Origin of the sequence: Actinomyces sp. oral taxon 897, from assembly GCF_002999235.1 — a bacterium.
Classification (GTDB): Bacteria; Actinomycetota; Actinomycetes; order Actinomycetales; family Actinomycetaceae; genus Actinomyces.
Genome location: NZ_CP027236.1, coordinates 876,816 through 900,720, shown reverse-complemented (window position 1 = coordinate 900,720; position 23,905 = coordinate 876,816). Strand labels below are relative to the sequence as shown.

Annotated in this window: 20 protein-coding genes and 2 pseudogenes; all 22 read left to right on the top strand. The window is 74.5% G+C overall.

The genetic code is table 11. The annotated features are described in order from the left end of the window. Positions 1 to 9: 9 nt before the first annotated feature. The 22 genes and pseudogenes from ruvX (at position 10) to metK (ending at position 23,901) form a co-directional block, all read left to right on the top strand. A complete protein-coding gene (gene ruvX / locus C3V41_RS03640) occupies positions 10 to 486 on the top strand; it encodes a Holliday junction resolvase RuvX (RefSeq protein WP_106109144.1) in 477 nt (158 codons plus the stop codon). Continuing rightward, positions 483 to 2,183: an endolytic transglycosylase MltG gene (gene mltG, locus C3V41_RS13540; protein WP_254423665.1), complete on the top strand. Its 1,701-nt coding sequence runs from the start codon at positions 483 to 485 to the stop codon at positions 2,181 to 2,183. The genes ruvX and mltG overlap by 4 nt, the downstream gene beginning before the upstream one ends. Continuing rightward, the gene (locus C3V41_RS03630; protein ID WP_106109143.1) at positions 2,173 to 3,174 is read left to right on the top strand and encodes a shikimate dehydrogenase; all 1,002 of its coding nucleotides are present in this window, start codon (positions 2,173 to 2,175) and stop codon (positions 3,172 to 3,174) included. The genes mltG and C3V41_RS03630 overlap by 11 nt, the downstream gene beginning before the upstream one ends. Before the next feature lie 37 nt (positions 3,175 to 3,211). Beyond that, positions 3,212 to 4,438: a chorismate synthase gene (gene aroC / locus C3V41_RS03625; RefSeq protein ID WP_106109142.1), complete on the top strand. Its 1,227-nt coding sequence runs from the start codon at positions 3,212 to 3,214 to the stop codon at positions 4,436 to 4,438. A 36-nt stretch (positions 4,439 to 4,474) separates the two neighbouring features. Beyond that, complete coding sequence (gene aroB, locus C3V41_RS03620) at positions 4,475 to 6,487, top strand: 3-dehydroquinate synthase (protein ID WP_106109141.1); 2,013 nt, start codon at positions 4,475 to 4,477, stop codon at positions 6,485 to 6,487. Next, a complete protein-coding gene (locus tag C3V41_RS03615) occupies positions 6,484 to 7,164 on the top strand; it encodes a shikimate kinase (RefSeq protein WP_254423664.1) in 681 nt (226 codons plus the stop codon). Before aroB ends, C3V41_RS03615 begins: the two co-directional genes overlap by 4 nt. Then, positions 7,164 to 7,856, top strand: a complete 693-nt coding sequence (locus tag C3V41_RS03610) for an FMN-binding negative transcriptional regulator (protein WP_106109140.1) — start codon at positions 7,164 to 7,166, stop codon at positions 7,854 to 7,856. Before C3V41_RS03615 ends, C3V41_RS03610 begins: the two co-directional genes overlap by 1 nt. A 98-nt stretch (positions 7,857 to 7,954) precedes the next feature. Continuing rightward, complete coding sequence (gene efp, locus C3V41_RS03605) at positions 7,955 to 8,518, top strand: elongation factor P (protein WP_106109139.1); 564 nt, start codon at positions 7,955 to 7,957, stop codon at positions 8,516 to 8,518. Next, positions 8,518 to 9,060 carry a transcription antitermination factor NusB gene (gene nusB / locus C3V41_RS03600; protein WP_106109138.1) on the top strand — a complete coding sequence of 181 codons (543 nt, stop codon included), beginning with the start codon at positions 8,518 to 8,520 and terminating at the stop codon, positions 9,058 to 9,060. Before efp ends, nusB begins: the two co-directional genes overlap by 1 nt. A 108-nt stretch (positions 9,061 to 9,168) precedes the next feature. After that, positions 9,169 to 10,041, top strand: a complete 873-nt coding sequence (locus C3V41_RS03595) for an SDR family oxidoreductase (protein WP_106109137.1) — start codon at positions 9,169 to 9,171, stop codon at positions 10,039 to 10,041. Between the two features lie 99 nt (positions 10,042 to 10,140). Further along, a complete protein-coding gene (locus C3V41_RS03590) occupies positions 10,141 to 10,914 on the top strand; it encodes a hypothetical protein (RefSeq protein WP_106109136.1) in 774 nt (257 codons plus the stop codon). A 241-nt stretch (positions 10,915 to 11,155) separates the two neighbouring features. Next, positions 11,156 to 11,785, top strand: a complete 630-nt coding sequence (gene pyrR / locus C3V41_RS03585) for a bifunctional pyr operon transcriptional regulator/uracil phosphoribosyltransferase PyrR (RefSeq protein ID WP_106109135.1) — start codon at positions 11,156 to 11,158, stop codon at positions 11,783 to 11,785. Continuing rightward, positions 11,782 to 12,768, top strand: a complete 987-nt coding sequence (locus C3V41_RS03580; RefSeq protein WP_106109134.1) for an aspartate carbamoyltransferase catalytic subunit — start codon at positions 11,782 to 11,784, stop codon at positions 12,766 to 12,768. The genes pyrR and C3V41_RS03580 overlap by 4 nt, the downstream gene beginning before the upstream one ends. Beyond that, a complete protein-coding gene (locus C3V41_RS03575) occupies positions 12,765 to 14,075 on the top strand; it encodes a dihydroorotase (protein WP_106109133.1) in 1,311 nt (436 codons plus the stop codon). Before C3V41_RS03580 ends, C3V41_RS03575 begins: the two co-directional genes overlap by 4 nt. Beyond that, positions 14,072 to 15,253 (top strand): annotated as a pseudogene (carA, locus tag C3V41_RS03570) (glutamine-hydrolyzing carbamoyl-phosphate synthase small subunit); the annotation flags it as partial. The gene C3V41_RS03575 and the pseudogene carA, both read left to right, overlap by 4 nt. 172 nt (positions 15,254 to 15,425) lie before the next feature. Then, positions 15,426 to 18,767, top strand: coding sequence for a carbamoyl-phosphate synthase large subunit (gene carB, locus C3V41_RS03565; protein ID WP_106109131.1), 3,342 nt, complete (start codon positions 15,426 to 15,428; stop codon positions 18,765 to 18,767). Further along, a complete protein-coding gene (gene pyrF / locus C3V41_RS03560) occupies positions 18,764 to 19,651 on the top strand; it encodes an orotidine-5'-phosphate decarboxylase (RefSeq protein WP_106109130.1) in 888 nt (295 codons plus the stop codon). The genes carB and pyrF overlap by 4 nt, the downstream gene beginning before the upstream one ends. A 186-nt stretch (positions 19,652 to 19,837) precedes the next feature. Further along, positions 19,838 to 20,149 carry an integration host factor, actinobacterial type gene (gene mihF / locus C3V41_RS03555; RefSeq protein WP_106109129.1) on the top strand — a complete coding sequence of 104 codons (312 nt, stop codon included), beginning with the start codon at positions 19,838 to 19,840 and terminating at the stop codon, positions 20,147 to 20,149. A gap of 89 nt (positions 20,150 to 20,238) precedes the next feature. Next, positions 20,239 to 20,811 (top strand): guanylate kinase, encoded by a 573-nt coding sequence (gmk, locus tag C3V41_RS03550; RefSeq protein ID WP_106109128.1) that lies wholly within the window; start codon positions 20,239 to 20,241, stop codon positions 20,809 to 20,811. A gap of 56 nt (positions 20,812 to 20,867) precedes the next feature. Further along, positions 20,868 to 21,281, top strand: coding sequence for a DNA-directed RNA polymerase subunit omega (gene rpoZ / locus C3V41_RS03545; protein ID WP_106109127.1), 414 nt, complete (start codon positions 20,868 to 20,870; stop codon positions 21,279 to 21,281). Continuing rightward, positions 21,265 to 22,619, top strand: a pseudogene (gene coaBC / locus C3V41_RS03540) (bifunctional phosphopantothenoylcysteine decarboxylase/phosphopantothenate--cysteine ligase CoaBC). Before rpoZ ends, coaBC begins: the two are co-directional and overlap by 17 nt. Before the next feature lie 82 nt (positions 22,620 to 22,701). Further along, the gene (gene metK / locus C3V41_RS03535; protein ID WP_106109126.1) at positions 22,702 to 23,901 is read left to right on the top strand and encodes a methionine adenosyltransferase; all 1,200 of its coding nucleotides are present in this window, start codon (positions 22,702 to 22,704) and stop codon (positions 23,899 to 23,901) included. Positions 23,902 to 23,905 lie beyond the last annotated feature (4 nt).

Sequence of the window (23,905 nt, the reverse complement as noted above, 5' to 3'; positions counted from 1 at the left end):
GGGGCCGGTATGCGCAGGGGGGTCAGGATCGCCTTCGACGTGGGCAGGGTACGCATTGGCGTGGCACGCTGCGACGCCGAGGCGATACTGGCCGTGCCCGTCCTGACCCTCAGGCGCGACCGCTACGGCGCGGACCTGGAGGAGGCGGCGGACATCGTCGCCCAGTACGCCGCCGTCGAGGTGGTCGTGGGCCTGCCCGTGAGCCTGCGGGGACGCAGCACCTCCTCCACCAAGGACGCCAGGCGCTGGGCGCGTAGACTAGCTGGTCTCATCCCCCCCGTTCCCGTACGGCTGGTAGACGAGCGGCTCTCGACCGTCACCGCCCACCAGGTCCTGCACGAGTCGGGTCGTCACGAGAGGAGCTTCCGCCAGGTCGTCGACCAGGCGGCCGCTGTCGTCATCCTGAACCAGGCCCTTGAGGCTGAGAGAAACACAGGCGCACCCACCGGTGAGCTTGTCCCGCCGACCCCGGGAGTCAGACCGTGAGCAACGACGATTTCTTCAACGAGATCGTGAACCCGCATGGCCAGGACGTGAAGCGACGGCGACGGAGCCGCGCAGAACGCCGTCGTGATCAACATCACGAGGAGGTCTCCGGTCGTCGCGCCTCCGGGAGGTCCTCCGCCCCGGCGGGGGACCGCCACCAGCGGCGTACCCACCACACCGACGAGCCCTCCACCCCGGTGGGGGAGCAGCGCCCGCCGCGCACCCCCGCCAGCCCGGCCCCTGCCCCGGCGGGGGACCGGCCCGCCACCGGCCGGCGGGCCCGGCGTCTTCAGGAGCGTCAGGAGCAGGAGGCCGCCACCGGCCAGGAGACCACCGGCACCCCCGCCTCGGGCCTGCCCCCGGCGGGGGACCGGCCCGCTACCAGCCGGCGGGCCCGGCGTCTTCAGGAGCGTCAGGAGGCCGAGGCCGCCACCGGCCGGGAGGTCGCCGAGGACCCCGCCTCGGACCTGTTCGCCTCCGAGCCGCCGCCCCGCCCCAGGACGCGGGTCGAGGGGGCCCGCACGCGCCGCCTGCGGGAGCAGCGCCAGGCCCAGGAGCGGGCCCGGCGCAAGAAGCGCCTGCGCCGTCGCCTGGTCAGCGTCATGGTGCTGGTCCTCGTCCTGAGCGTGGTCAGCGTGGCCGGGTACCAGGCCTTCAACTTCCTGCACGACACCATCCCCCAGGAGGACATGAGCGACTACGAGGGCGCGGGCGACAGCGCCGACAAGGTGGTCGTCACCCTCCCCGCCGGGGCCGGGGGCAGCCAGATCGGCAGTATCCTCAAGGAGGCCGGGGTGGTCGCCTCGGTCGGCGCCTTCGTCAAGGCCTACAACGCCAACTCCAACGCCTCCGGGATCCAGTCGGGCACCTACACGCTCAGGAGGGGCATGTCCGCGGCCTACGCGGTGGCGAGCCTGCTCGACCCCGCCTCGCGCAAGGACCACACCCTGACCGTCACCGAGGGGGCCACCAAGCGCCAGGTCAAGGAGAGCCTCATGCGGGTGGGCGGCTTCACCGACGCCCAGGTGGAGGAGGCCTTCGCCGACACCGCGGCCATTGGCCTGCCTGCCGTGGCGGGCGGCAACGTGGAGGGCTGGCTGGCCCCCTCCACCTACGACGTCACCGCGGACGCCACCGCCACCGAGCTGGTCAAGTCCATGGTCTCCACCACGGTGTCACGCCTCAACGCCCTCCACGTCCCGGCGGAGTCCTACCAGACGGTGCTCACCAAGGCCTCCATCGTGGAGCGGGAGGTCTCCTCCTCCGACTACTACAGCCAGGTCGCCCGGGTGATCGAGAACCGCCTGGCCGACACCGGGGGGGAGACCATGGGCAAGCTGCAGATGGACTCCACCACCCTGTACGGGCTGGGACGCACCGGGGGCATCCCCACCAAGGCGGAGATCGAGGACCCCTCCAACGCCTACAACACCCACGTGTACGCCGGCCTGCCCCCCAGCCCGATCGGCAGCCCCGGGGAGAAGGCCATTAGCGCGGTCCTCAACCCGCAGGAGGGCCCCTGGCTGTACTTCGTGACCGTGGACCTGGGCACCGGCAAGACCCTGTTCGCCGCGACCTACGACGAGCAGGTCGCCAACAGCAAGAAGCTCGACGAGTACTGCGAGGCCCACAAGGACATGTGCGGCAGCGGCCAGGGCACACCGCCCCCCAGCCAGGACTCCGACGGTGACGGCTGAGGCCCGCCGGGGGCAGGAGGCGGCCGGGGCGTCGGCCGACCGCACCGGGCACCGGGCCGCCGTCATCGGCTCCCCGGTGGCCCACTCCCTGTCACCGGTCCTGCACCGCGCCGCCTACGCCGACCTGGGCCTGAGCACCTGGTCCTACACGGCCCGCCTCCTCGCCCCCGACCAGCTGGCCGACCTGCTGGCCCAGGTCGCGGCCCCCGCCCGGGGCGGGCCGGTGTGGGAGGGCCTGTCGGTCACCATGCCCCACAAGCAGGCGGTCACGGGCCTGCTGGACGCGGTGGATCCGCTGGCCCGGGCCGTGGGGGCGGTCAACACGGTGGTGGCCCAGCGCCACGGGGGCGGACGGGCCCTCCTGACGGGGGTGAACACCGACGTCGCCGGGATCGTCGGGGCCCTGCGGGAGGTCCTGGCCCACCAGGGGACCGCCCCCGGCCCGCGGGCCGTGGTCCTGGGCTCGGGGGCCACCGCCTCCTCCACCCTGGCCGCGCTGACCGAGCTGGGGGCCACGAACGTCCTGGTGGCGGCACGCCGTCACGCCGGCCCCGGGCGCGCCGCGGCGGCCGCCCACCGCATGGGCCTGGGGATCCGCACCCTCACCTGGTCCCCGGGGGAGCCGGCCTCCGACGCCGCGGTGGCCCACGAGCTGGCGGCGGCCGACCTGGTGGTCTCCACCCTGCCCGCCCACGCCGCCGACACCCTGGGTGCCCCCCTGGCGCGGGCCCTGGGCGGCAGACCGCGTCCAGGGGCCCTGCTCGACGTGGTCTACGCCCCCTGGCCCACGGCCCTGGCCGCCACCTGGCAGGCCGGGGGTGGGGTCGTGGCCCCGGGCTGGCTCATGCTCCTGCACCAGGCCGCGCCCCAGGTCCAGCTCATGACCGGACGGACCCCCCGGCTGGGGCCCATGCGCGCCGCGCTGCTCCACGCCCTGGGGGAGGGCCGGGGTGCCGAGGTGGCCGCCGACGTGGCCGGGCCGGACGCCTAGGCCGTGACGGGCACCCCGGGTATGGGATGATCGTCCCATGCTGCGATGGATGACTGCCGGGGAGTCCCACGGCCAGGCCCTGACCGCCGTCATGGAGGGACTGCCCGCGGGCGTGTCGCTCACCACCGAGACGGTGCGCACCGCCCTGGCCCGACGGCGCCTGGGGCACGGCCGGGGGGCCCGCCAGGGCTTTGAGCGCGACGAGCTGACCATCCTGTCCGGCCTGCGTCACGGGCGCACCATCGGCAGCCCCCTGGCCATGGTCATTGGCAACTCCGAGTGGCCCAAGTGGGTGGACGTCATGAGCGTGGACCCGGTGGACCCCGCGGTCCTGGCCCGCGACGCCGGCAGGGGGGAGGCGCGCGAGGTCGCCCGCAACCGGCCCCTGACCAGGCCCCGCCCCGGGCACGCCGACCTCGCCGGCGTCCTGAAGTACGACCTGCCCGACGCCCGTGAGGTCCTGGAGCGGGCCTCCGCCCGGGAGACCGCCGCCCGGGTGGCCCTGGGCGCCGTCGCCGAGGCCCTGCTGGACCAGGTCGCCGGGATCGCCCTGGTCTCCCACGTGGTCCAGGTCGGCACCGTCACCCTCCCGCCGCACGTCCCGGCCCCCGTGCCCGCCGACACCGACAGGCTCGACGCCGACCCGGTACGCTGCACCGACCCCGCCACCAGCGCCGCCATGGTCGCCCAGATCGACGCCGCCAGGAAGGACGGGGACACCCTGGGCGGCGTCGTGGAGGTCATCGCCACCGGCGTCCCGGTGGGCCTGGGCACCTACGCCTCCGCCGACCGGCGCCTGGACGCCCGCCTGGCCGCCGCCCTCATGGGCGTCCAGGCCGTCAAGGGCGTGGAGATCGGCGACGGCTTCGCGCAGGCGGGGCTGCGCGGCAGCGTCGCCCACGACGAGATCCTCCACCTGGGTCCCGGCACCGTGCAGCGGGCCGCCAACCACGCGGGCGGCATCGAGGGCGGCATGTCCAACGGCGCCGACGTGCGCGTGCGGGTGGCCTACAAGCCCATCTCCACCGTGCCCCGCGCCCTGCGCACCGTGGACCTGGCCACCGGCCGGCCGGCCACCGCGGTCCACCAGCGCTCCGACACCACCGCCGTCGTCCCCGGGTCGGTGATCGTGCAGGCCATGACCGCCCTGGTCCTGGCCGACGCCCTCATGGACAAGACCGGCGGGGACAGCCTGGGCGAGGCCCGCCGCAACCTGCGCTCCTACCTGGAGCACTGCGCCCGGCGCACCAGCTGGGACGCCTGAGCCGCCCCCCGCCGGGTCCCACCGCTAAGGAGCACCATGAGCCGCTACCCCTACCGCAAGCCCCGCGTGAGCGTCGCCGCCGAGCACCTGCCGCTGGTCCTGGTGGGCCTGCCCGGGGCCGGGAAGACCACGGTGGCACGCCTCCTGGCCACGGCCCTGGGGGTGCAGGTCACTGACACCGACGCCGAGATCCGGCGCCGGGCGCGCCTGACGATCCCCCAGATCTTTGACGCCGAGGGGGAGGAGGGCTTCAGGGACCGCGAGGAGCAGGCCATGCGTGCCGTCCTGACCTCCCCTCAGCACGCCCAGGGCGTGCTGGCGCTGGGGGGCGGCGCCGTCCTGCGCCCGGCCAACCGGGCCCTGCTGGCCGGGCGCACGGTCGTCTACCTCCTGGCCGCGCCCGCCACCGCCGCCCGCCACGTGGGTGACGGTAGCGGCCGGCCTCTCATGGCGGGCCGCTGCGCCGGGGCCGACTCCGACACCGCCGAGGCCGCCAGCCAGGGGGCGCAGGACACCGCCGCCGGGGTCCTGGCGCGCATGGAGACCCTCTACCGGCAGCGCGCCCCCCTGTACGCCGCCGTGGCCACCCACACGGTCCCCACCGACGGCCTGAGCCCCGAGCAGGTCGCCGCCCTGGTCCTGGTCACCCTGGGGGCCGAGCCCGGGCGGGCGGCCAGCGCCCTGGCCGTGGCCACGGGCCGCACGCGGCCCTCGCCCGCCGGGCCCGGGACCCTCCGGCCCCCGTCGGGTGCGCCGGCCACCCCGTCCCCGGTCACGTCCCCGCCTGCCCGTCCGGCTGCTCGCCCGTCCGCCTTGTCCCCGGTCGCCCGGCCGGCTGCCCGACCGCCCACCAGCCCGGCCGCCCGGCCAGCCGCCGTGCCGCCCGCCGGGCCCGGGACCGACCGCGTCCCCACCCTGGATGACCACCCCCGGGAGCTCGACCGGCTGCGGGGCGGGCAGACCGTGCGCCTCCCGGTCGGGGGGGCCCGGCCCTACGAGGTCCTCATTGGCCGCGACCTGGGCGCCCAGGTCACCTGCGCGGTCACGCGCGCCCGGGGGGGCGGGGCCGGGGGCGTGGCCGTCGTCCACCCCCCGGTGCTGCGTGGGGCCGCCGAGCACCACGAGGCCCTCCTGGAGGGGCTCGGGCTGCGCGCCACCCGCATTGAGGTCCCCGCCGGGGAGGCCTGCAAGACCGTGGGCGTCCTGGAGGAGGTCTGGGAGGCCCTGGGCCGCTTCCGCATGGGGCGCGACGGCTGCGTCGTCGGCCTGGGCGGGGGGGCGACCACGGACCTGGCGGGCCTGGCCGCGGCCACCTGGCTGCGGGGCGTGCCCGTGGTCCAGGTGCCCACCACCCTGCTGGCCATGGTCGACGCCGCCGTCGGGGGCAAGACCGGTATCGACACCGCCGCGGGCAAGAACCTCGTGGGGGCCTTCCACCCGCCCGCCGGCGTGGTGTGCGACCTGGCCACCCTGGACACCCTGCCCCTGCCCGAGCTGCGCGCCGGGGCGGGGGAGGTCGTCAAGTGCGGCCTCATAGCCGACCCCGTCGTCCTGGAGCAGGTCCTGGCCGACCCCGACGTCCTGGCCGCGGGCTCGCCGGCCCTGGCCGAGCTCGTGGCCCGGGCGGTGGCCGTCAAGGCGGCCGTGGTGGGCCGGGACCTGACCGAGTCCGGGCTGCGGGAGATCCTCAACTACGGGCACACCTACGCCCACGCCGTGGAGAAGGTCACCGGCTACCGGTGGCGCCACGGTGAGGCCGTGGCCGTGGGCTGCGTCTACGCCGCCGAGGTCTCCCACCGCCTGGGCCGCCTGGACGCCGCCGCCCTGGACCTGCACCGCCGGGCCATGGTGGCCGTGGGCCTGCCGGTGTCCTTCCCGCAGGGGGCCGGGTGCTGGGAGGAGCTCCACGCCGCCATGATGAGCGATAAGAAGGTCCGCTCCGGGCGTCTGCGCCTGGTCCTGCTTGACGCCGTGGCCCGCCCCGTGCGCCTGGACGCCCCCGGGGAGGAGCTGCTGCGGGCCGCCCACGAGGCCGTGAGCAGGCCGTGAGCGACCCGACCGGCGACCTTACCGCCCCGACCGGCGCCAGGAGGGGCGGGGGGAGGGGAGGCGCCGGGGACCGGGAGGCGCCCCAGGACGTGCCCGGAGAGGCGCCCGGGGAGGCGCCCCAGGACGTGCCCCGGGGCTCCGGGATCCGGGGCGCGCTCGTCCTCATTGGGCCGCCGGGGGCCGGGTGCCGGTCCGTGGCCGCCGAGCTCGTCGCGCCCGGGGCCCGCTGCCGCGACCTGGAGGCCGTCACCGCCGCCAGGCTCGCGGTGGACCCCGCCCTGGCCCACGTGGTCGTGGCCGAGGAGGTCTACCGGCAGGCCGAGGCCCGGGCCGCCGTCGAGCTCCTGGAGGGCGCGCGCCCCGGTGACGCCCTGGCCCTGGGCTCAGGCTGCCTGACCAGCCCCGCGGTGCTCCGGGCGCTCGACGCCCTGCGCGCCCGGGGCGGGACGGTGGTCGCCCTGACCGCGCAGGCGCGGTCCCTGGCACGCCGTAACGGCCTCGACGCCCCGCGCTCGGTGGCCCTGGGGCCGGTGCATAGGACCTTCGTCACCCTCCTGCGTCAGCGCGAGGCCTTGTGCCGCGACCTGGCCGATGCCATGGTGGACACCACCGGGCTGTCGGCCAGCCGCACCGCCCAGCTGGTCCGCGAGAAGGTCGTCCTAAGGAGGCAGCCCTGATGTACGTCCCCCGCCACTTCGAGCTCCCCGAGGACTACGCCCGCACCCTCCTGGAGCACCCGCGCGCCGGTAACCTCGTGACCGTCCACGACTTCGGCCCGGAGGCCACCTTCGTGCCCTTCTACCTGGACAAGGAGCGCGGGCGCCTGGTCACCCACCTGGTGCGCAACAACCCCCAGGCGCGCACGCCCGTCACCGCCCCGGGCCTGGTCATCCTCGACGAGGCCGACGCCTACGTCTCCCCGCACTGGTACGCCACCAACAAGGTCAAGCCCAACGTCCCCACCTGGGACTACATCACCCTGCACGTCAGCGGGGCCGTCAACGTCGACGCCAGCCCCCAGGCGGCCCTCCAGGCGGCCAGCGCCCTGACCCACCACATGGGTGACGGGGACTGCCTGGAGCCGGTGGGGCAGGACAAGCTCGAGCGCATGGCCCGGGCCATTGTGGTGGTGTCCGTGGACACGGAGCGGGTGCGGGGCAAGGCCAAGATGAGCCAGAACCGCCACCCCGACGACATCCGCAGCCTCATCGCCGCCCTGGAGGAGCAGGGCCAGGACGTGCTGGTGGACTACCTGCGCACCGTCTCCCTGCCCTACGCCGAGGAGCGCCTGGCCACCATCACCGCCCTGCGCGGGGCGCGCGCCGCCCGCGAGGTAATGAGCGCCCGCCACCCCTGCGCGGGGATGTGAGGTGGGAGCACACTCACCCCTGGCCCACCCGGGCCCCGGGCCCGGGCGCGGTAGGATCAGCGCGTCCCAGACGCAACGCGACAGTGAGGAAACCGCTCGTGGCAACGACGAACGACCTGAGGAACGGCCTGGTTCTCAACCTTGAGGGCCAGTTGTGGCAGGTGGTTGAGTTCCAGCACGTCAAGCCGGGTAAGGGCCCCGCCTTCGTGCGCACCAAGATCAAGAACGTCCTGAGCGGCAAGACCGTGGACAGGACCTTCAACGCCGGCCTCAAGGTCGAGACCGCCACCGTGGACCGCCGTGACATGCAGTACCTGTACAAGGACGGCAACGACTACGTGTTCATGGACGTCAAGTCCTACGACCAGATCTACGTCCCCGGTGACACCGTGGGCGACGCCGCCCGCTTCCTGCTGGAGAACCAGGACGTCATCGTGGCCTTCCACGACGAGACCGTCCTGTTCGTGGAGCTGCCGGCCGCCGTCGTGCTGACCGTCTCCCACACCGAGCCGGGCCTCCAGGGCGACCGCTCCAACGCCGGTACCAAGCCCGCCACCCTGGAGACCGGCGCCGAGATCCAGGTCCCCCTGTTCCTCAACACCGGGGACCGGGTCAAGGTCGACACCCGCTCCGGCTCCTACATCTCCCGCGTCACGGACTAATGCCCTCCCAGCAGCCCACCGGCCCCGCGCGGGCTGGCACCCGTCCCGTCAAGCACCCGGTCACGGCCCGGACCAAGGCCCGGCGCCGTGCCGTCGAGGTCCTCTTCGAGGCCGACCAGCGGGGACTGCTGGCGGGCGGCCAGGCCGAGGACCTGTCCGGGGAGCCCGGGCAGGAGGCCGACGCGGGCCCGGCCGGGCGCCTGCGCGCCCTGGCCGCCGAGCGCGCCGTCTTCTCCGCCAACCACACCCAGGCCCCCGCCTACACCCGGCAGATCCTCGCCGGCGTGGCCGACCACCTGGTGGACGTGGACGAGACCATCGAGACCTACGCCCAGGGCTGGGTCCTGGAGCGCATGCCGGCCGTGGACCGGGCCATCGCCCGGGTCGCCACCTGGGAGATCGTCTACAACGACGACGTGGACGTCCCGGTGGCCGTGGACGAGGCCCTGACCCTGGCCAGGATGCTCTCCACCGACGACTCCCCGCGCTTCCTGGCCGGGCTGCTGGGGCGTATCGGCGACCTGGCCGACACCCTGCGCTAAGGGCGCCGGCCACACGGGTCGCCAGCCCCGCGGGAGGGGAATAACGGCGGTGCGTCCCCTTGTTGCCACCCCAGGACCTTGTTCGTTCAGCCCCCGACAGGAGCCCGCATGAGCCTGCCCCAGCACGAGTCCCCATCACCCCTGGTCGCGGTGACCGGCGCCACGGGGAAGGTCGGTGGTGCGGTCGCCGAGCAGCTGCGGGCCAAGGGACCGGCCCCCCGGCTCGTGGTGCGTGACGCCTCCCGCGCCCCGGGGTGGGCCGAGGACGTCGCCGTGGCGACCTACGGTGACTACCAGGCCGCCACCGCCGCCCTGGCAGGCGTCGACGTCCTCCTCATGGTCTCGGCCTCCGAGTCCGCCGACCGCCTGACCCAGCACCGGACCTTCATTGACGCCGCCGCGGCCGCCGGGGTGCGTCACGTCGTCTACACGAGCTTCCTTGGTGCCGCGCCGGACGCCGTCTTCACCCTGGCGCGCACCCACTGGGCCACCGAGGAGCACCTGCGCGCCTCGGGAGTGGGCTTCACCCTCCTGCGCGACTCCTTCTACGCCGACTTCCTCCCCGAGCTCGCCGTCGACGGGGTCATCGCCGGGCCCGCGGGGCAGGGGCGCGTGGGCGCGGTGGCACGGGCCGACGTCGCCCGGGCCGCCACCGCCGTCATCGGCGACCTCGTCGCCGGGGACCGCCGGCACGACGGCGCCGTCTACGAGCTCACCGGCCCCGAGGCCCTCACCCTGGCCGAGGCCGCCGCCGTCATCACCAGGGCCACCGGCCGGCCCACCGTCTACCGTGAGCAGACCCTTGAGGAGGCCTACGCCTCCCGCTCGGTCTACGGCGCCCCCGACTGGGAGGTCGACGCCTGGGTGTCCACCTACACCGCCATCGCCTCCGGTGCCCTCGACCGCGTGACGGACGACGTCGAGCGCCTCACCGGGCGCCGGCCGCTCAGCCTGGCGCAGCTGCTCGCCGGCCACCACTGACCCGGGGCGGCGTACGGGCCGGCCGGTCAGCGTCTAGGCTGTCCCCGTAGCCCCCGTCCTGCCGCCTAAGGGCGGCGTACGTCCCCAAGGAGCTGAAGCATGGGACAGTCCCCGTCACCGTACGAGCCCGGCGCCTACGGAACCGCGTCCCGCTCTCCCGCCGCCAGCCCGTACAACGCCGTCGAGCCCTACACGGGCACGCCACCTGCCTACGCCGCCCCCGGCTCACCGTCTCCCGGCACGGCCTATCACCTACCGACGCCGCCTGCCTACGGGCGGCCCGGTCCCTACGGCCCCGGCGGGGTCCCCTACGTGCAGCCGTACGTGCTCGTGGCCCCGCCCAGCCCCGAGGAGGTCGCCGAGAGGGGCAGACGGACCACCCGCGGGCTGGGGCTGGGGGCGGTGGTCACCGGGACCGTCTCCGTCGTGATCCAGGATCTGACCGTGCTGGGCATGGTCCTCATGGCCGTTACCGGCGGCTCCGGGTCGAGAGGCGCCACGTTCGCCACCGGGATGTTTATTGTCCTGAGCATCCTTGTCGTGCCCCCGGCGGTCTTCCTGGCCTGGGCCGTCTCCTTCGGCCTGGCCCTGACGGCGTGCGTGAGGGCCGCCGGCGCGGGGCGGCAGCCCGCGCACTGGGCCGGTGCAGGAGGCCTCATGGGCGGCCTTCTGACCGTCTCCGTCCTCCAGGGCGTACCGGCGGTCATGATTATCTTCACCATCGGGCTCTACGAGGACAGCCGCTCCTCGGGGGACGCCATGCTGGCCGCGACAGCCGTCGCCGGGATCGTGCTCCTGGTCGTGCACATTGTCCTGATCGCCAGGATCCGCGCCCTGGGCACCGGGACCGGGCCCCAGGTCCCCTACGCCTGAGCGCCCGGGGGCACGGCGGTCCTGGACCCAGGGACGCGCGTACGACCTACTGAGCGCCCGCGCGGCCCAGGGGCGGCCCGTAGCCCACCAGGTGGCGCCGGCGCGGGGCCGAGGCGGCCGCGCCGGCGCCACCGGCACCGCCCCCGCCGCTCCGGCGCGCGCAGCGGACCAGGTCGCGGTAGCCTGACCCCTGGCACACGCCCTTTAAGTCCGTCCTGAGAGGCGGGGAAGGAGGCCAGGGATGGCCGAGCTGTCAGACGTCGGGAGCGCACCGCCGGAGGGCAAGAGGATCCTGGGGGAGCCGGAGGTCGCCCGCTCCCTGCTGCGGATCGCCCACGAGGTCATTGAGCGCAACCGGGGTGTCAGCGACCTGGTCATTATGGGGATCCCCAGCGGCGGCGTGCCCCTGGCCCAGCGCCTGGCACGCGCCCTGGCCACCGCCAGCCAGGCCGCGGCGTCGGGCGCCACCGCCGCCCCGGCCGCCCCGGCCGTGCCCGTGGGCACCCTGGACATCACCATGTTCCGCGACGACCTGGGACGCCACCCCATCCGCGTGCCCCGGCCCACCTGGGTGCCCGAGGGCGGTATCGACGGGCGGACCGTCATCCTGGTCGACGACGTCCTGTACTCCGGGCGCACCATCCGCGCCGCCCTGGACGCCCTGGGCTCGATCGGGCGGGCCCGCGCCGTCCAGCTCGCCGTCCTGGTGGACCGCGGCCACCGGGAGCTGCCCATCCGCGCCGACTACGTGGGTAAGAACCTGCCGACGTCGCGCTCCGAGAAGGTCGTCGTCGCCCTGACCGAGCTCGGGGCCCCGGCCGACTCGGTCACCATCCTGCCCGCCACCGACCCCCGGGAGGCCACCCGATGAGGCACCTGCTCAGCGCCAGGGACCTGACCCACGACGAGGCCGTCATGGTCCTGGACACCGCCGAGGCCATGGCCGCCACCCAGCGCCACGCCGTCAAGAAGCTGCCCACCCTGCGCGGCAGGACGGTGGTCAACCTCTTCTTCGAGGACTCCACCCGCACCCGCCTGTCCTTCGAGGCGGCCGCCAAGCGCCTGAGCGCCGACGTCATGAACTTCTCCGCCAAGGGCTCGAGCGTCTCCAAGGGGGAGTCCCTGAAGGACACCGCCCAGACGATTATGGCCATGGGGGCCGACGCCGTCGTCATCCGCCACCGCGCCTGCGGGGCCGCCCACCTGCTGGCCCACGCCGGGTGGATCAACGTCCCCGTCCTCAACGCCGGGGACGGCACCCACCAGCACCCCACCCAGGCGCTCCTGGACGCCATGACCCTGCGCCGCTGGTACGTCCCCGGCACCGGGGCGGGCGACGGCAGCCCCGCCCCCCAGGGGCGGGACCTGGCCGGGGCCGAGGTCGTCATCGTCGGTGACGTGCTGCACTCGCGCGTGGCCCGCTCCAACGTGGACCTGCTGACCACCCTGGGCGCCCGGGTCACCCTGGTGGCCCCGCCCACCCTCCTGCCGGTGGGCATGGAGAACTGGACCTGCTCGGTCTCCTACGACCTGGACGCCACCATCCAGGCCGTCCGGCCCGACGCCGTCATGATGCTGCGCGTCCAGCGTGAGCGCATGAGCGCGGCGGGCGGGGGGTTCTTCCCCAGCCCCGACGAGTACTCGCGCGCCTACGGCCTGGACCTCACCCGGCGCCGGGCCATGCCCGACCACGCCATTGTCATGCACCCCGGGCCCATGAACCGCGGCCTGGAGATCACCGCCGAGGCCGCCGACGACCCGCGCTCGCGCGTCATCGAGCAGGTCGGCAACGGCGTGTCGGTGCGTATGGCCGCCCTCTACCTCCTCCTGGCTGACGAAGGGAACCAGCTGTGACCGCCCACCTCCTGACCGGGGTCCGCCCCTACGGCGAGGACCCCGCCGACGTCCTGACCGCCGACGGCCGTATTGCGGCGATCGGCCCCGACGCCGCCGCCCAGGCGCCCGCGGGCACGGTGCGCCACGACCTGGACGGCCTGGTGGCCCTGCCCGGCCTGGTGGACATCCACACCCACCTGCGCCAGCCCGGGGGGGAGTCGGCCGAGACCGTCTTCACCGGCACCCGGGCCGCCGCCGTGGGCGGCTACACGGCCGTGTTCGCCATGGCCAATACCACCCCGGTGCAGGACAGCGCCGGGGTGGTCGAGCAGGTGCTGCGCCTGGGGCGGGAGGCCGGCTGGGTGGACGTCCACCCCGTGGGCGCCGTGAGCGCGGGCCTGGAGGGACGCCACCTGTCCGACATGGGCGCCATGGCCCATAGCGCCGCCCGCGTGCGGGTCTTCTCCGACGACGGCAGGTGCGTGGCCGACCCCGTCCTCATGCGTCGCGCCCTGGAGTACGTCAAGGCCTTCGACGGCGTCATCGCCCAGCACGCCCAGGACCCGCGCCTGACCGAGGGCTCCCAGATGCACGAGGGGGCGGTCTCCGCCGAGCTGGGCCTGCGCGGCTGGCCGGCCGTGGCCGAGGAGTCCGTCATCGCCCGCGACGTGCTCCTGGCCGGGCACGTGGGGAGCCGCCTGCACGTGTGCCACCTGTCCACCGCTGGCAGCGTGGACATTATCCGCTGGGCCAAGGCCCGCGGCATTGACGTCACCGCCGAGGTCACCCCCCACCACCTGCTGCTGACCGACGAGCTGGCCCGCTCCTACTCGCCCCTGTACAAGGTCAACCCGCCGCTGCGCACGGCCGCCGACGTCGAGGCGGTGCGCGCCGCCCTGGCCGATGGCACCATCGACGTGGTGGGCACCGACCACGCCCCCCACCCCCTGGAGTCCAAGGACTGCGAGTGGGCGGCGGGCGCCTTCGGCATGACCGGCCTGGAGACGGCCCTGAGCGTGCTCATTGAGACCATGGTGGCCCCCGGGCGCATGACCTGGCGCGACCTGGCCCGGGTCATGTCCTCGGCCCCTGCCCGCATCGGCCGCCTGACCGACCAGGGCCAGGGGCTCGAGGTGGGGGCGCCGGCCAATATCACGCTGGTGGACCCCGGTGTGCGCCGCACCGTGGACCCGCGCGCCCAGTGGACCCGCTCGGCCAACACCCCCTACGCGGGCATGGAGCTGCCCGGGCAGGTGGTGGCCACCTTCCTGCACGGCCGCCCCACCGTCCTGGCGGGCGAGCCGGTGGCGCGGGAGGAGGCGTGAGCCGCCGCGGCCCGGCCCTGCTGGTCCTGGAGGACGGCTACGTACTGGTCGGCAGCGCCTACGGCGCCACGGGCCGCACCATTGGCGAGGTCGTGTTCAACACCGGCATGACCGGCTACCAGGAGACCCTCACCGACCCCTCCTACCACCGCCAGATCGTGGTCATGACCGCCCCCCACATCGGCAACACCGGGGTCAATGACGAGGACCCCGAGTCCGGCCGCGTCTGGGTGGCCGGCTTCGTGGTGCGCGACCCCGCCCGCCGGGCCTCGAGCTGGCGCGCCCGCCGCGATCTGGAGGACGAGCTGGACGCCCAGGGCGTGGTGGGCCTGTGCGAGGTGGACACCCGGGCCCTGACCCGCCACCTGCGCGAGCGCGGCGCCATGCGCGCCGGGATCTTCTCCGGGGCGGCCCTGCCCGCCGGGGCCGCTGACCCCGGCGGCCCCTCGCGGGCGGCCCTGGACGTGTGCCTGGACCTGGTGCGTTCCGCCCCGCCCATGACCGGGGCGGCCCTGGCCGCCGAGGTCTCCACGCCCCGGGCCTACGTCGTGGAGCCCTCCGGCGCCTTCGCCGGCCGGGAGCCGGTGGCCACCGTGGCGGCCATTGACCTGGGGGTCAAGAACCGCACCCCCTGGCAGATGGCCGAGCGCGGCGTGCGCGTCCACGTCCTGCCCCAGTCCTCCACCCTGGCCGACGTCCTGGCCGTGGACCCCGACGGGGTCTTCTTCTCCAACGGCCCCGGGGACCCCGGGGCGGCGGTGGACGAGGTCGAGCTGCTGCGCGGGGTCCTGGACGAGCGCATTCCCTTCTTCGGGATCTGCCTGGGCAACCAGCTCCTGGGGCGGGCCCTGGGGTACGGGACCTACAAGCTGGCCTACGGCCACCGCGGCGTCAACCAGCCGGTCCTCGACCGGGCCACCGGGCGGGTGGAGATCACCGCCCATAACCACGGCTTCGCGGTGGACGCCCCGGTGGACGCCCCCTCGGTGGCGCCCTACGACCACGGACGCTACGGGCGCGTCGAGGTCAGCCACGTCGGCCTCAACGACGGCGTCGTGGAGGGGCTGCGCGCCCTGGACCTGCCGGCCTTCTCCGTGCAGTACCACCCCGAGGCCGCCGCGGGCCCCCACGACGCCGAGCACCTGTTCGACCGGTTCGTCGCCCTCATGCGCGCCCACCCCCGGCCCCGGGCCGGGCGCGCGGGCGGCGCCACCCCGACCGGCCCCGCCCCGGCCACGCCGACCGCCCCCGGCGGCACCGCTGGTGCCTCCGCCCCGGCCACGCCCGGCCCCGCCACCCCCACTGGCCCCGCCGGCGCCCCTGGTACCACCGACCCCGAGGAGAGCTGACATGCCCCGCCGCCCCGACATCTCCTCGGTCCTGGTCATCGGCTCCGGGCCCATTGTCATCGGCCAGGCCTGCGAGTTCGACTACTCCGGCACCCAGGCCTGCCGCGTCCTGCGGGCCGAGGGCATCCGGGTGATCCTGGTCAACTCCAACCCGGCCACCATTATGACCGACCCCGACGTGGCCGACGCCACCTACGTGGAGCCCATCACCCCCCAGACCGTCACCGCCATTATCGCCAAGGAGCGCCCCGACGCCCTGCTGCCCACCCTGGGCGGGCAGACCGCCCTCAACACGGCCGTGGCCCTGGCCGAGTCCGGGGTCCTGGAGCGCTACGGCGTGGAGCTCATTGGAGCCTCGGCGGCGGCCATTAACGCCGGGGAGGACCGGGAGGAGTTCAAGGCCGTCGTCGAGCGCTGCGGGGCCCAGGTGGCCCGGTCCGTCATCGCCCGCACCATGGAGCAGTGCCGCCAGGGGGTGAGGGAGCTGGGCGGCTACCCGGTGGTGGTGCGCCCCTCCTTCACCATGGGGGGCCTGGGCAGCGGCATCGCCTACAACGAGGCCGACCTGGAGCGCATCGCCGGCCAGGGCCTGGCCGACTCGCGCACCACCGAGGTGCTCCTGGAGGAGTCCATCCTGGGCTGGAAGGAGTACGAGCTGGAGCTCATGCGCGACACCGCCGACAACGTGGTGGTGGTGTGCTCCATAGAGAACGTGGACCCCGTGGGCGTGCACACCGGGGACTCCGTCACCGTGGCCCCCGCCCTGACCCTGACCGACCGGGAGCTCCAGCGCCTGCGCGACATCGGCATCGCCGTCATACGCGAGGTCGGGGTGGACACCGGCGGCTGCAACATCCAGTTCGCCGTGGACCCGGCCAGCGGCCGCGTCGTGGTCATCGAGATGAACCCCCGGGTCTCGCGCTCCTCGGCCCTGGCCTCCAAGGCCACCGGCTTCCCCATCGCCAAGATCGCCGCCCGCCTGGCCGTGGGCTACACCCTGGACGAGATCCCCAACGACATCACCGGCTCCACCCCGGCCTCCTTCGAGCCCACCCTGGACTACGTGGTGGTCAAGGTCCCCCGCTTCGCCTTCGAGAAGTTCCGCGGGGCCGACCCCACCCTGACCACCACCATGAAGTCCGTGGGCGAGGCCATGGCCATCGGCCGCTCCTTCACCGAGGCCCTCCAGAAGGCCATGCGCTCCATTGACAAGAAGGGCTCCGTCCTCTCCTGGTCCGGCCCCGCCCCCACACCCCAGGAGACCGCCGACCTGGTCAGGCGCGCGGCCACGCCCACCGAGCACCGCCTCCTGGAGGTCCAGCGGGCCCTGCGCGGGGGGGCCGGTGTGGCCGAGCTGGCCCGGGCCACCGGCATCGACCCCTGGTTCCTGGACCAGATGCTCCTGCTCCAGGAGGTCGCCGAGGACGTCGCCGCCGCCCCCGCCCTGACCCCCCAGGTGCTGGCCCGGGCCAAGCGACACGGCTTCTCCGACGCCCAGGTCGCCGAGCTGCGGGGCATAGGGGAGGACACGGTCCGTGAGGTCCGCCACGCCTTCGGCCTGCGCCCGGTCTACAAGACCGTGGACACCTGCGCGGCGGAGTTCGCCGCCCGCACCCCCTACCACTACTCCAGCTACGACACCGAGACCGAGGTCGCCCCGCGCGAGCGGGAGGCCGTCATTATCCTGGGGTCCGGCCCCAACCGCATCGGCCAGGGCATCGAGTTCGACTACTCCTGCGTCCACGCCACCATGGCCCTGGCGCACCGCTACGAGACCGTCATGGTCAACTGCAACCCCGAGACCGTCTCCACCGACTACGACGTCTCCGACCGGCTCTACTTCGAGCCGCTGACCTTCGAGGACGTCATGGAGGTCTACGAGGCCGAGCTGGCCGCGGGACCCGTGGCCGGCATGGTGGTCCAGCTCGGCGGGCAGACCCCCCTGTCCCTGGCCGCACGCCTCCAGGCCGCGGGCGTACCCGTCCTGGGCACCAGCCCGCAGGCCATTGACGCCGCGGAGGACCGCCAGCTCTTCGGCGTGGTCCTGGAGCGCGCCGGCCTGCCCGCCCCCGCCCACGGCACCGCCCGCAGCGACGAGCAGACCCTGGCGGTGGCCCGCTCCATCGGCTTCCCGGTCCTGGTACGCCCCAGCTACGTGCTGGGCGGGCGCGGCATGGAGATCGTCTACGACGTGACGGGCCTGACGGACTACCTGCACCGCGCCGCCGCCGAGCCCGGGGGCGCCTACGGCACCGGCCCGCTGCTCATTGACCGCTTCCTGGACGACGCCGTCGAGATCGACGTCGACGCCCTCTACGACGGCACCGAGCTGTTCCTGGGCGGGGTCATGGAGCACATTGAGGAGGCCGGCATCCACTCCGGGGACTCCGCCTGCGTCCTGCCCCCCATGAGCCTGTCGGACACCGAGATCGCCCGGATCCGCCGCTCCACGCAGGCCATTGCCGCCGGGGTGGGGGTACGCGGGCTGATCAACATCCAGTTCGCCCTCATGAGCGACACCCTCTACGTCATCGAGGCCAACCCCCGGGCCAGCCGCACGGTGCCCTTCGTCTCCAAGGCCACCGGGGTCCAGCTGGCCAAGGCCGCCGCCCTGCTCATGGCCGGCTCCTCGATCGCCTCACTGAGGGCAGACGGCCTCCTGCCCGCCGACGACGCCGCCGCCTCCGACCCCCTCGACCCCATCGCGGTCAAGGAGGCGGTGCTGCCCTTCAAGCGCTTCCGCACCCCCGACGGCCGGGTGGTCGACACCCTCCTGGGCCCGGAGATGCGCTCCACCGGCGAGGTCATGGGCTACGACGTGGACTTCCCCCGGGCCTTCGCCAAGTCCCAGTCAGGGGCCTACGGCGGCCTGCCTAGTGAGGGCACGGTCTTCGTCTCCGTGGCCGACCGGGACAAGCGGGCGGTCATCCTGCCGGTGGCCCGCCTGGCCGAGCTGGGGTTCACCGTCCTGGCCACCACCGGCACCGCCCAGGTGCTGCGACGCAACGGCATCCCCGCCACCGTGGTACGCAAGCTCAGCGAGGGCGTGGGCCCCCACGGGGAGCAGACGATCGTGGGACTCATCGAGTCCGGGGCCGTGGACATGGTGGTCAACACCCCCAAGGGGCAGGGACCGCGCTCGGACGGCTACTCCATCCGCGCCGCCACCACCGGTGCCGACAAGCCGATTATCACCACCGTCCAGGAGCTCCAGGCCGCCGTCCAGGCCATTGAGGTACGCCTGCGGCCCAGCGAGTACTGGAACACCGTCCGCAGCCTCCAGGAGCACGACGCCGCCCGCGCCGCCCGACGCGCAGGACACCAGCAGGAGGAATGGCTATGACACACCACACGCCCGTGCCGGGGCGGCCCCCACGCCCCTTCGGGGCCCGCCTGGAGGCCGCCATGGACACCCACGGACCCCTGTGCGTGGGCATCGACCCCCACCCCTCCCTCCTGGCCGACTGGGGCCTGCCGGACACGCCCGCCGGCCTGCGGGACTTCGCCCTGCGCACCATCGAGGCGGTAGGCGGGCACGTGGCCGCGCTCAAGCCCCAGTCCGCCTTCTTCGAGCGCCACGGGGCCGCCGGCATAGCGGTCCTGGAGGAGGTCCTGGCCGCCGCGCGCCAGACCGGCACCCTGTGCGTCCTGGACGTCAAGCGCGGGGACATCGGCTCCACCATGACCGGCTACGCCCAGGCCTACCTGGCCGACGACGCCCCCCTGGCGGCCGACGCCGTCACCCTCTCGCCCTACCTGGGCCTGGGCTCCCTGGCCCCCGCCCTGGAGGCGGCGGAGCGCACCGGCCGGGGCGCCTTCGTCCTGGCCCTGACCTCCAACCCCGAGGGTGCCGGCGTCCAGCACGCCCGCGACGCCTCCGGGCAGGCGGTGGCCGCGGCCGTGGCCACCGGGGTGGCCCGGGCCAACGCCGCCGCGGTAGCCGCCGGGACACTGGGCAGCGTGGGACTGGTGGTCGGCGCCACCGTGGGCGACGCCGTCACGCGCCTGGGGATCGACCTGGCCGCCGTGGGCGGGCCGCTGCTGGCCCCGGGCGTGGGCGCCCAGGGGGCCGGCGCCACCGAGCTGGAGGCCGTCTTCGGGGCGGCCCGCCGCCACGTCCTGGCCTCGACATCCCGCGCCGTGCTGAGCGCCGGCCCCCACCCGGGGGCCATACGCGCCGAGGCCACCCGGCAGGCCGCCCGGGTGGGCGCCGTCCTGCGGCCCTGAGCCGGGCCGCGCGGCCCGGCGCCCCCGACACGCTGGCCCGGCGCCCTTAGCCCCGGCGTCCTCGGCGCCCCGGGTGGAGCGCCTCACCACCTGTCCCGAAAACACGCCCTCGAGATGCGGTGCCCCTCACATGGCCGTAACCTAACATCGTATCGGCCCACCGTACCCAATGAGAAGGAGCAGGTCATGGCATTACCCACATTGACACCTGAGCAACGGACCGACGCCTTAGCCAAGGCGGCCGCGGCACGCGCACGCAGGGCGGAGGTGAAAGCGGCGCTCAAGGGGGGCTCAATGAGGCTCTCCGCCTTTCTGGAGCAGGCCGACCAGGAGGAGGTCCTGGGCAAGATGAAGGCCCTCGCCCTCCTCCAGTCCCTGCCACGTGTGGGCGCCACCACGGCCCGTACCATTATGGAGGAGGTCGGGATCTCCGAGTCCCGGCGTGTGCGCGGCTTAGGCGCCCACCAGCGTGCCGAGCTCGTCCGCCGCTTCGGCTAGGAGCCGCAGCCGAGCCTGCCGTGCCGGGGGCGTCCCAGCCCCCGGCACGGTCGCGCTCGCGGGCCCGGTAGCTGGGCCATGATGGTCCCATGAGCGACGTCCCCTCCCCGTCCCGTCTCACCGTCATCGCCGGCCCCACCGCGGTGGGCAAGGGCACCCTCGTGGCCGAGCTGCGGCGCCGGCACCCGGATCTGTTCGTCTCGGTCTCGGCCACCACCCGCGCCCCCCGCCCCGGTGAGGTTGACGGCGTCGACTACCACTTCGTCTCCGAGGAGGAGTTCGACCGCCTGGTCGCGGACGGGCAGATGCTGGAGTGGGCCGTGGTCCACGGCGCCCACCGCTACGGCACGCCGCGCCGCCCGGTCCAGCAGCGCCTGGACGCCGGCCGGCCCGCCCTGCTGGAGATCGACCTGGACGGGGCGCGGCAGGTACGCCGCCGCATGCCCGGTGCCCGGCTGGTCTTCATCGCCCCTCCCAGCTGGGAGGAGCTGGTCTCCCGCCTGGTCGGGCGGGGCACCGAGTCCCCGCAGGAGCAGGGGCGCCGCCTGGCCACCGCGCGCACCGAGCTGGCCGCTGAGGGGGAGTTCGACCAGGTGGTGGTCAATGACACCGTGTCGCGTGCCACCGACGAGCTGGAGCGTATCCTGGGCCTGGCGGACTAGACTGTCCCGACGCAGCGTCTGCCGACACGCTCGGCCCACACCCGGAAGGAACGCACATGCTCGGTACCTCTCCCCAGCCCGAGGGTATTACCAACCCACCCATTGACGACCTCCTGGAGAAGGTCGACTCCAAGTACGGGCTCGTGGTGGAGGCCGCCAAGCGCGCACGGCAGATCAACTCCTACACCCAGCAGCTCAACGACAACCAGTTCGACTTCTACGGCCCCCTCGTGGACGCCGACATCGAGGACAAGCCCCTGAGCGTCGCCCTGCGGGAGATCGCCGCGGACAAGCTCCAGGTCATTACCGGGGACGCCGCCCGGGCCCGTCGCGCCGAGCTGGAGGCCGCGCGCAGGGCCGCCGAGGAGGACGACGCGTTCCCCGAGATCACGATCTCCATGGACTCCGGCGGCTCCCTGGACGGGGGCGTGGACGGGGGGACCGTCAACCCCGATGACGTCCGGTTCTGAGCCGCGCTCCCGGGGCCCGGAGGCGGGTGCCGGCCAGGGACGGGGGCGGCACGTGGTCCTGGGCGTGTCCGGCTCGATCGCGGCCTACAAGGCCCCGGCCCTGGTGCGCCTGCTGCGCCGGGCCGGCCACGAGGTCAGGGTCGTCCCCACCGCGGCGGCCCTGAGGTTCATCGGGGCCCCCGCCCTGGCGGCCGTGAGCGCCCACCCGGTGTCCACCGGCCTCTTCGACGACCCCCAGGCCGTGGAGCACGTGGCGGTCGGCCAGTGGGCCGAGCTGGTCCTGGTCGCCCCGGCCAGCGCCGACCTCCTGGCCCGCCTGGCGGCGGGGCGGGCCGACGACCTGCTCACCGCCACCGTCCTGACCACGACCGCCCCGGTGGTCCTGGCCCCGGCCATGCACACCCAGATGTGGCTCAACCCGGCCACCGTGGACAACGTCGCCACCCTGCGCCGTCGCGGCCTGCGGGTCATTGACCCCGCCAGCGGGCCCCTGACCGGCGCCGACTCCGGCGTGGGGCGCCTGCCCGAGCCCGAGGACGTCGTGGCCCAGGCCCTCGACCTCCTCGGGGGGCCGGCCGGGAGTGACGCCGACGCCGAGGGGGAGGGGACCTCCGGGGGCGCCACGTCGTCGTCTCCGCGGGAGGCACGCGCGAGCCCCTGGACCCGGTGCGCTTCCTGGGCAACCGCTCCAGCGGGCGCCAGGGGGTGGCCCTGGCCGCCGCCGCAGCCCGCGCAGGGGCCCGGGTCACCCTGGTGGCCGCCTACGTGGGCCAGGATGTCCTGGCCGACCTGCCCGCGCAGGTCGGCGTCCGGCAGGTGGGTACCGCCGTGGAGATGGAGGCGGCGGTCCGCCAGGCCGCCGCGCAGGCCGACGCCGTGGTCATGGCCGCCGCCGTGGCCGACTACCGGCCCGCCCGGGCCCAGGCGACCAAGATCAAGAAGCACGCCCTGCCCCGCGGCGACGTCCCGGAGGGCGGCGGGGAGCGCCCGGCCGAGGAGCCCCCGCCGGTGATCACCCTGGTGGAGAACCCCGACGTCCTGGCCGGGCTCGTGCAGGACCCGCCCCGGGCGGGGCTGGTCGTCATGGGCTTCGCCGCCGAGACCGGTGACGAGGACGGCGACGTCCTGGCCCACGGGGCGGCCAAGGCCCGGCGCAAGGGGGCCCACCTGCTGGCGGTCAACGCGGTGGGGGAGAACCTCGGCTTCGGGGACGTCCCCAACGCCGTCGTGGTCCTGGACGCCCAGGGCCACGAGGTCGCCCGCGCCCGGGGCAGCAAGCAGCAGGTGGCGCAGGCGCTGGTCGGCCTCCTGGCCCGCTACCTGCCCGGGCGCTCCTAAAAGGGGCCCGCGCCCCGTCCTCCTCCCGGCCCCTCGCGCCCGGGGTCTTACCGGCGGCGGTGCCCCCGGCTAGACTGCGTGCGTGAACTCCAGCCTGCGCCTTTTTACCTCTGAGTCCGTCACCGAGGGGCACCCCGACAAGGTCTGTGACCGTGTCTCGGACGCCATCCTCGATGCCATCCTCACGCAGGACCCCCAGGCTCACGTCGCCGTGGAGACCCTGGTGACCACCGGGCTGGTGCACGTGGCCGGGGAGGTGACCACCGAGGCCTACGTGGAGATCCCCGACATTGTCCGCAGCGAGATCGTGCGCATCGGGTACGACTCCTCGGACGTGTGCTTCGACGGTCGCAGCTGCGGGGTGTCGGTGTCCATCGGCCAGCAGTCCCCGGACATTGCCGCGGGCGTGGACAAGGCCCTCCAGGTGCGCGAGGGCGGCACCGCCGACCCGCTGGACCGTCAGGGGGCCGGGGACCAGGGGCTCATGTTCGGCTACGCCTGCACCGACACCCCCGAGCTCATGCCCCTGCCCATCCACCTGGCCCACCGCCTGGCCGAGCGCCTGGCCCAGGTCCGCAGGCGCGGCGTCGTGCCCGGCCTGCGTCCTGACGGCAAGACCCAGGTGACCGTCGGCTACGACGGGGACCGGCCCGTGAGCCTGGCCACGGTGGTGGTCTCCACCCAGCACGACCCCGACCGCTCCCAGGACTGGCTGCGCGCGGCCCTCACCCAGGAGGTCATCCGCCCCGTCCTGGAGGCCCAGGCCCGTGCGGGCACGGAGCTGGCCTGGGACGAGGGGGACGTCCTGGTCAACCCCTCGGGCCAGTTCGTCATCGGGGGGCCGGCCGGGGACGCGGGCCTGACCGGACGCAAGATCATTGTGGACACCTACGGGGGCATGGCCCGCCACGGCGGGGGGGCGTTCTCCGGCAAGGACCCCTCCAAGGTGGACCGCTCGGGGGCCTACGCCATGCGCTGGGTGGCCAAGAACGTCGTCGCCGCCGGCCTGGCCCGGCGCTGCGAGGTCCAGGTGGCCTACGCCATTGGCTCCTCCCGCCCGGTGGGCCTGTACGTGGAGACCTTCGGGACGCACACGGTGCCGGTGGAGCGCATCCAGGCGGCTATCGAGGAGGTCTTCGACCTGCGTCCGGCGGCCATCGTCCGTGACCTGGACCTGCTGCGCCCCGTCTACCGGTCCACCAGCGCCTACGGGCACTTCGGCCGCCCCGGCTTCACCTGGGAGGCCACGGACCGGGCCCGGGCCCTGGCCGACGCCGTCTGAGACC

What these genes read in the sequence shown, in the direction of transcription:
- ruvX (WP_106109144.1), top strand. Translation starts at nt 10, where the DNA reads ATGCGCAGGGGGGTCAGGATCGCCTTCGACGTGGGCAGGGTACGCATT.
- aroC (WP_106109142.1), top strand. Translation starts at nt 3,212, where the DNA reads ATGCTGCGATGGATGACTGCCGGGGAGTCCCACGGCCAGGCCCTGACC.
- aroB (WP_106109141.1), top strand. Translation starts at nt 4,475, where the DNA reads ATGAGCCGCTACCCCTACCGCAAGCCCCGCGTGAGCGTCGCCGCCGAG.
- C3V41_RS03610 (WP_106109140.1), top strand. Translation starts at nt 7,164, where the DNA reads ATGTACGTCCCCCGCCACTTCGAGCTCCCCGAGGACTACGCCCGCACC.
- nusB (WP_106109138.1), top strand. Translation starts at nt 8,518, where the DNA reads ATGCCCTCCCAGCAGCCCACCGGCCCCGCGCGGGCTGGCACCCGTCCC.
- C3V41_RS03595 (WP_106109137.1), top strand. Translation starts at nt 9,169, where the DNA reads ATGAGCCTGCCCCAGCACGAGTCCCCATCACCCCTGGTCGCGGTGACC.
- C3V41_RS03590 (WP_106109136.1), top strand. Translation starts at nt 10,141, where the DNA reads ATGGGACAGTCCCCGTCACCGTACGAGCCCGGCGCCTACGGAACCGCG.
- pyrR (WP_106109135.1), top strand. Translation starts at nt 11,156, where the DNA reads ATGGCCGAGCTGTCAGACGTCGGGAGCGCACCGCCGGAGGGCAAGAGG.
- C3V41_RS03580 (WP_106109134.1), top strand. Translation starts at nt 11,782, where the DNA reads ATGAGGCACCTGCTCAGCGCCAGGGACCTGACCCACGACGAGGCCGTC.
- carB (WP_106109131.1), top strand. Translation starts at nt 15,426, where the DNA reads ATGCCCCGCCGCCCCGACATCTCCTCGGTCCTGGTCATCGGCTCCGGG.
- pyrF (WP_106109130.1), top strand. Translation starts at nt 18,764, where the DNA reads ATGACACACCACACGCCCGTGCCGGGGCGGCCCCCACGCCCCTTCGGG.
- mihF (WP_106109129.1), top strand. Translation starts at nt 19,838, where the DNA reads ATGGCATTACCCACATTGACACCTGAGCAACGGACCGACGCCTTAGCC.
- gmk (WP_106109128.1), top strand. Translation starts at nt 20,239, where the DNA reads ATGAGCGACGTCCCCTCCCCGTCCCGTCTCACCGTCATCGCCGGCCCC.
- rpoZ (WP_106109127.1), top strand. Translation starts at nt 20,868, where the DNA reads ATGCTCGGTACCTCTCCCCAGCCCGAGGGTATTACCAACCCACCCATT.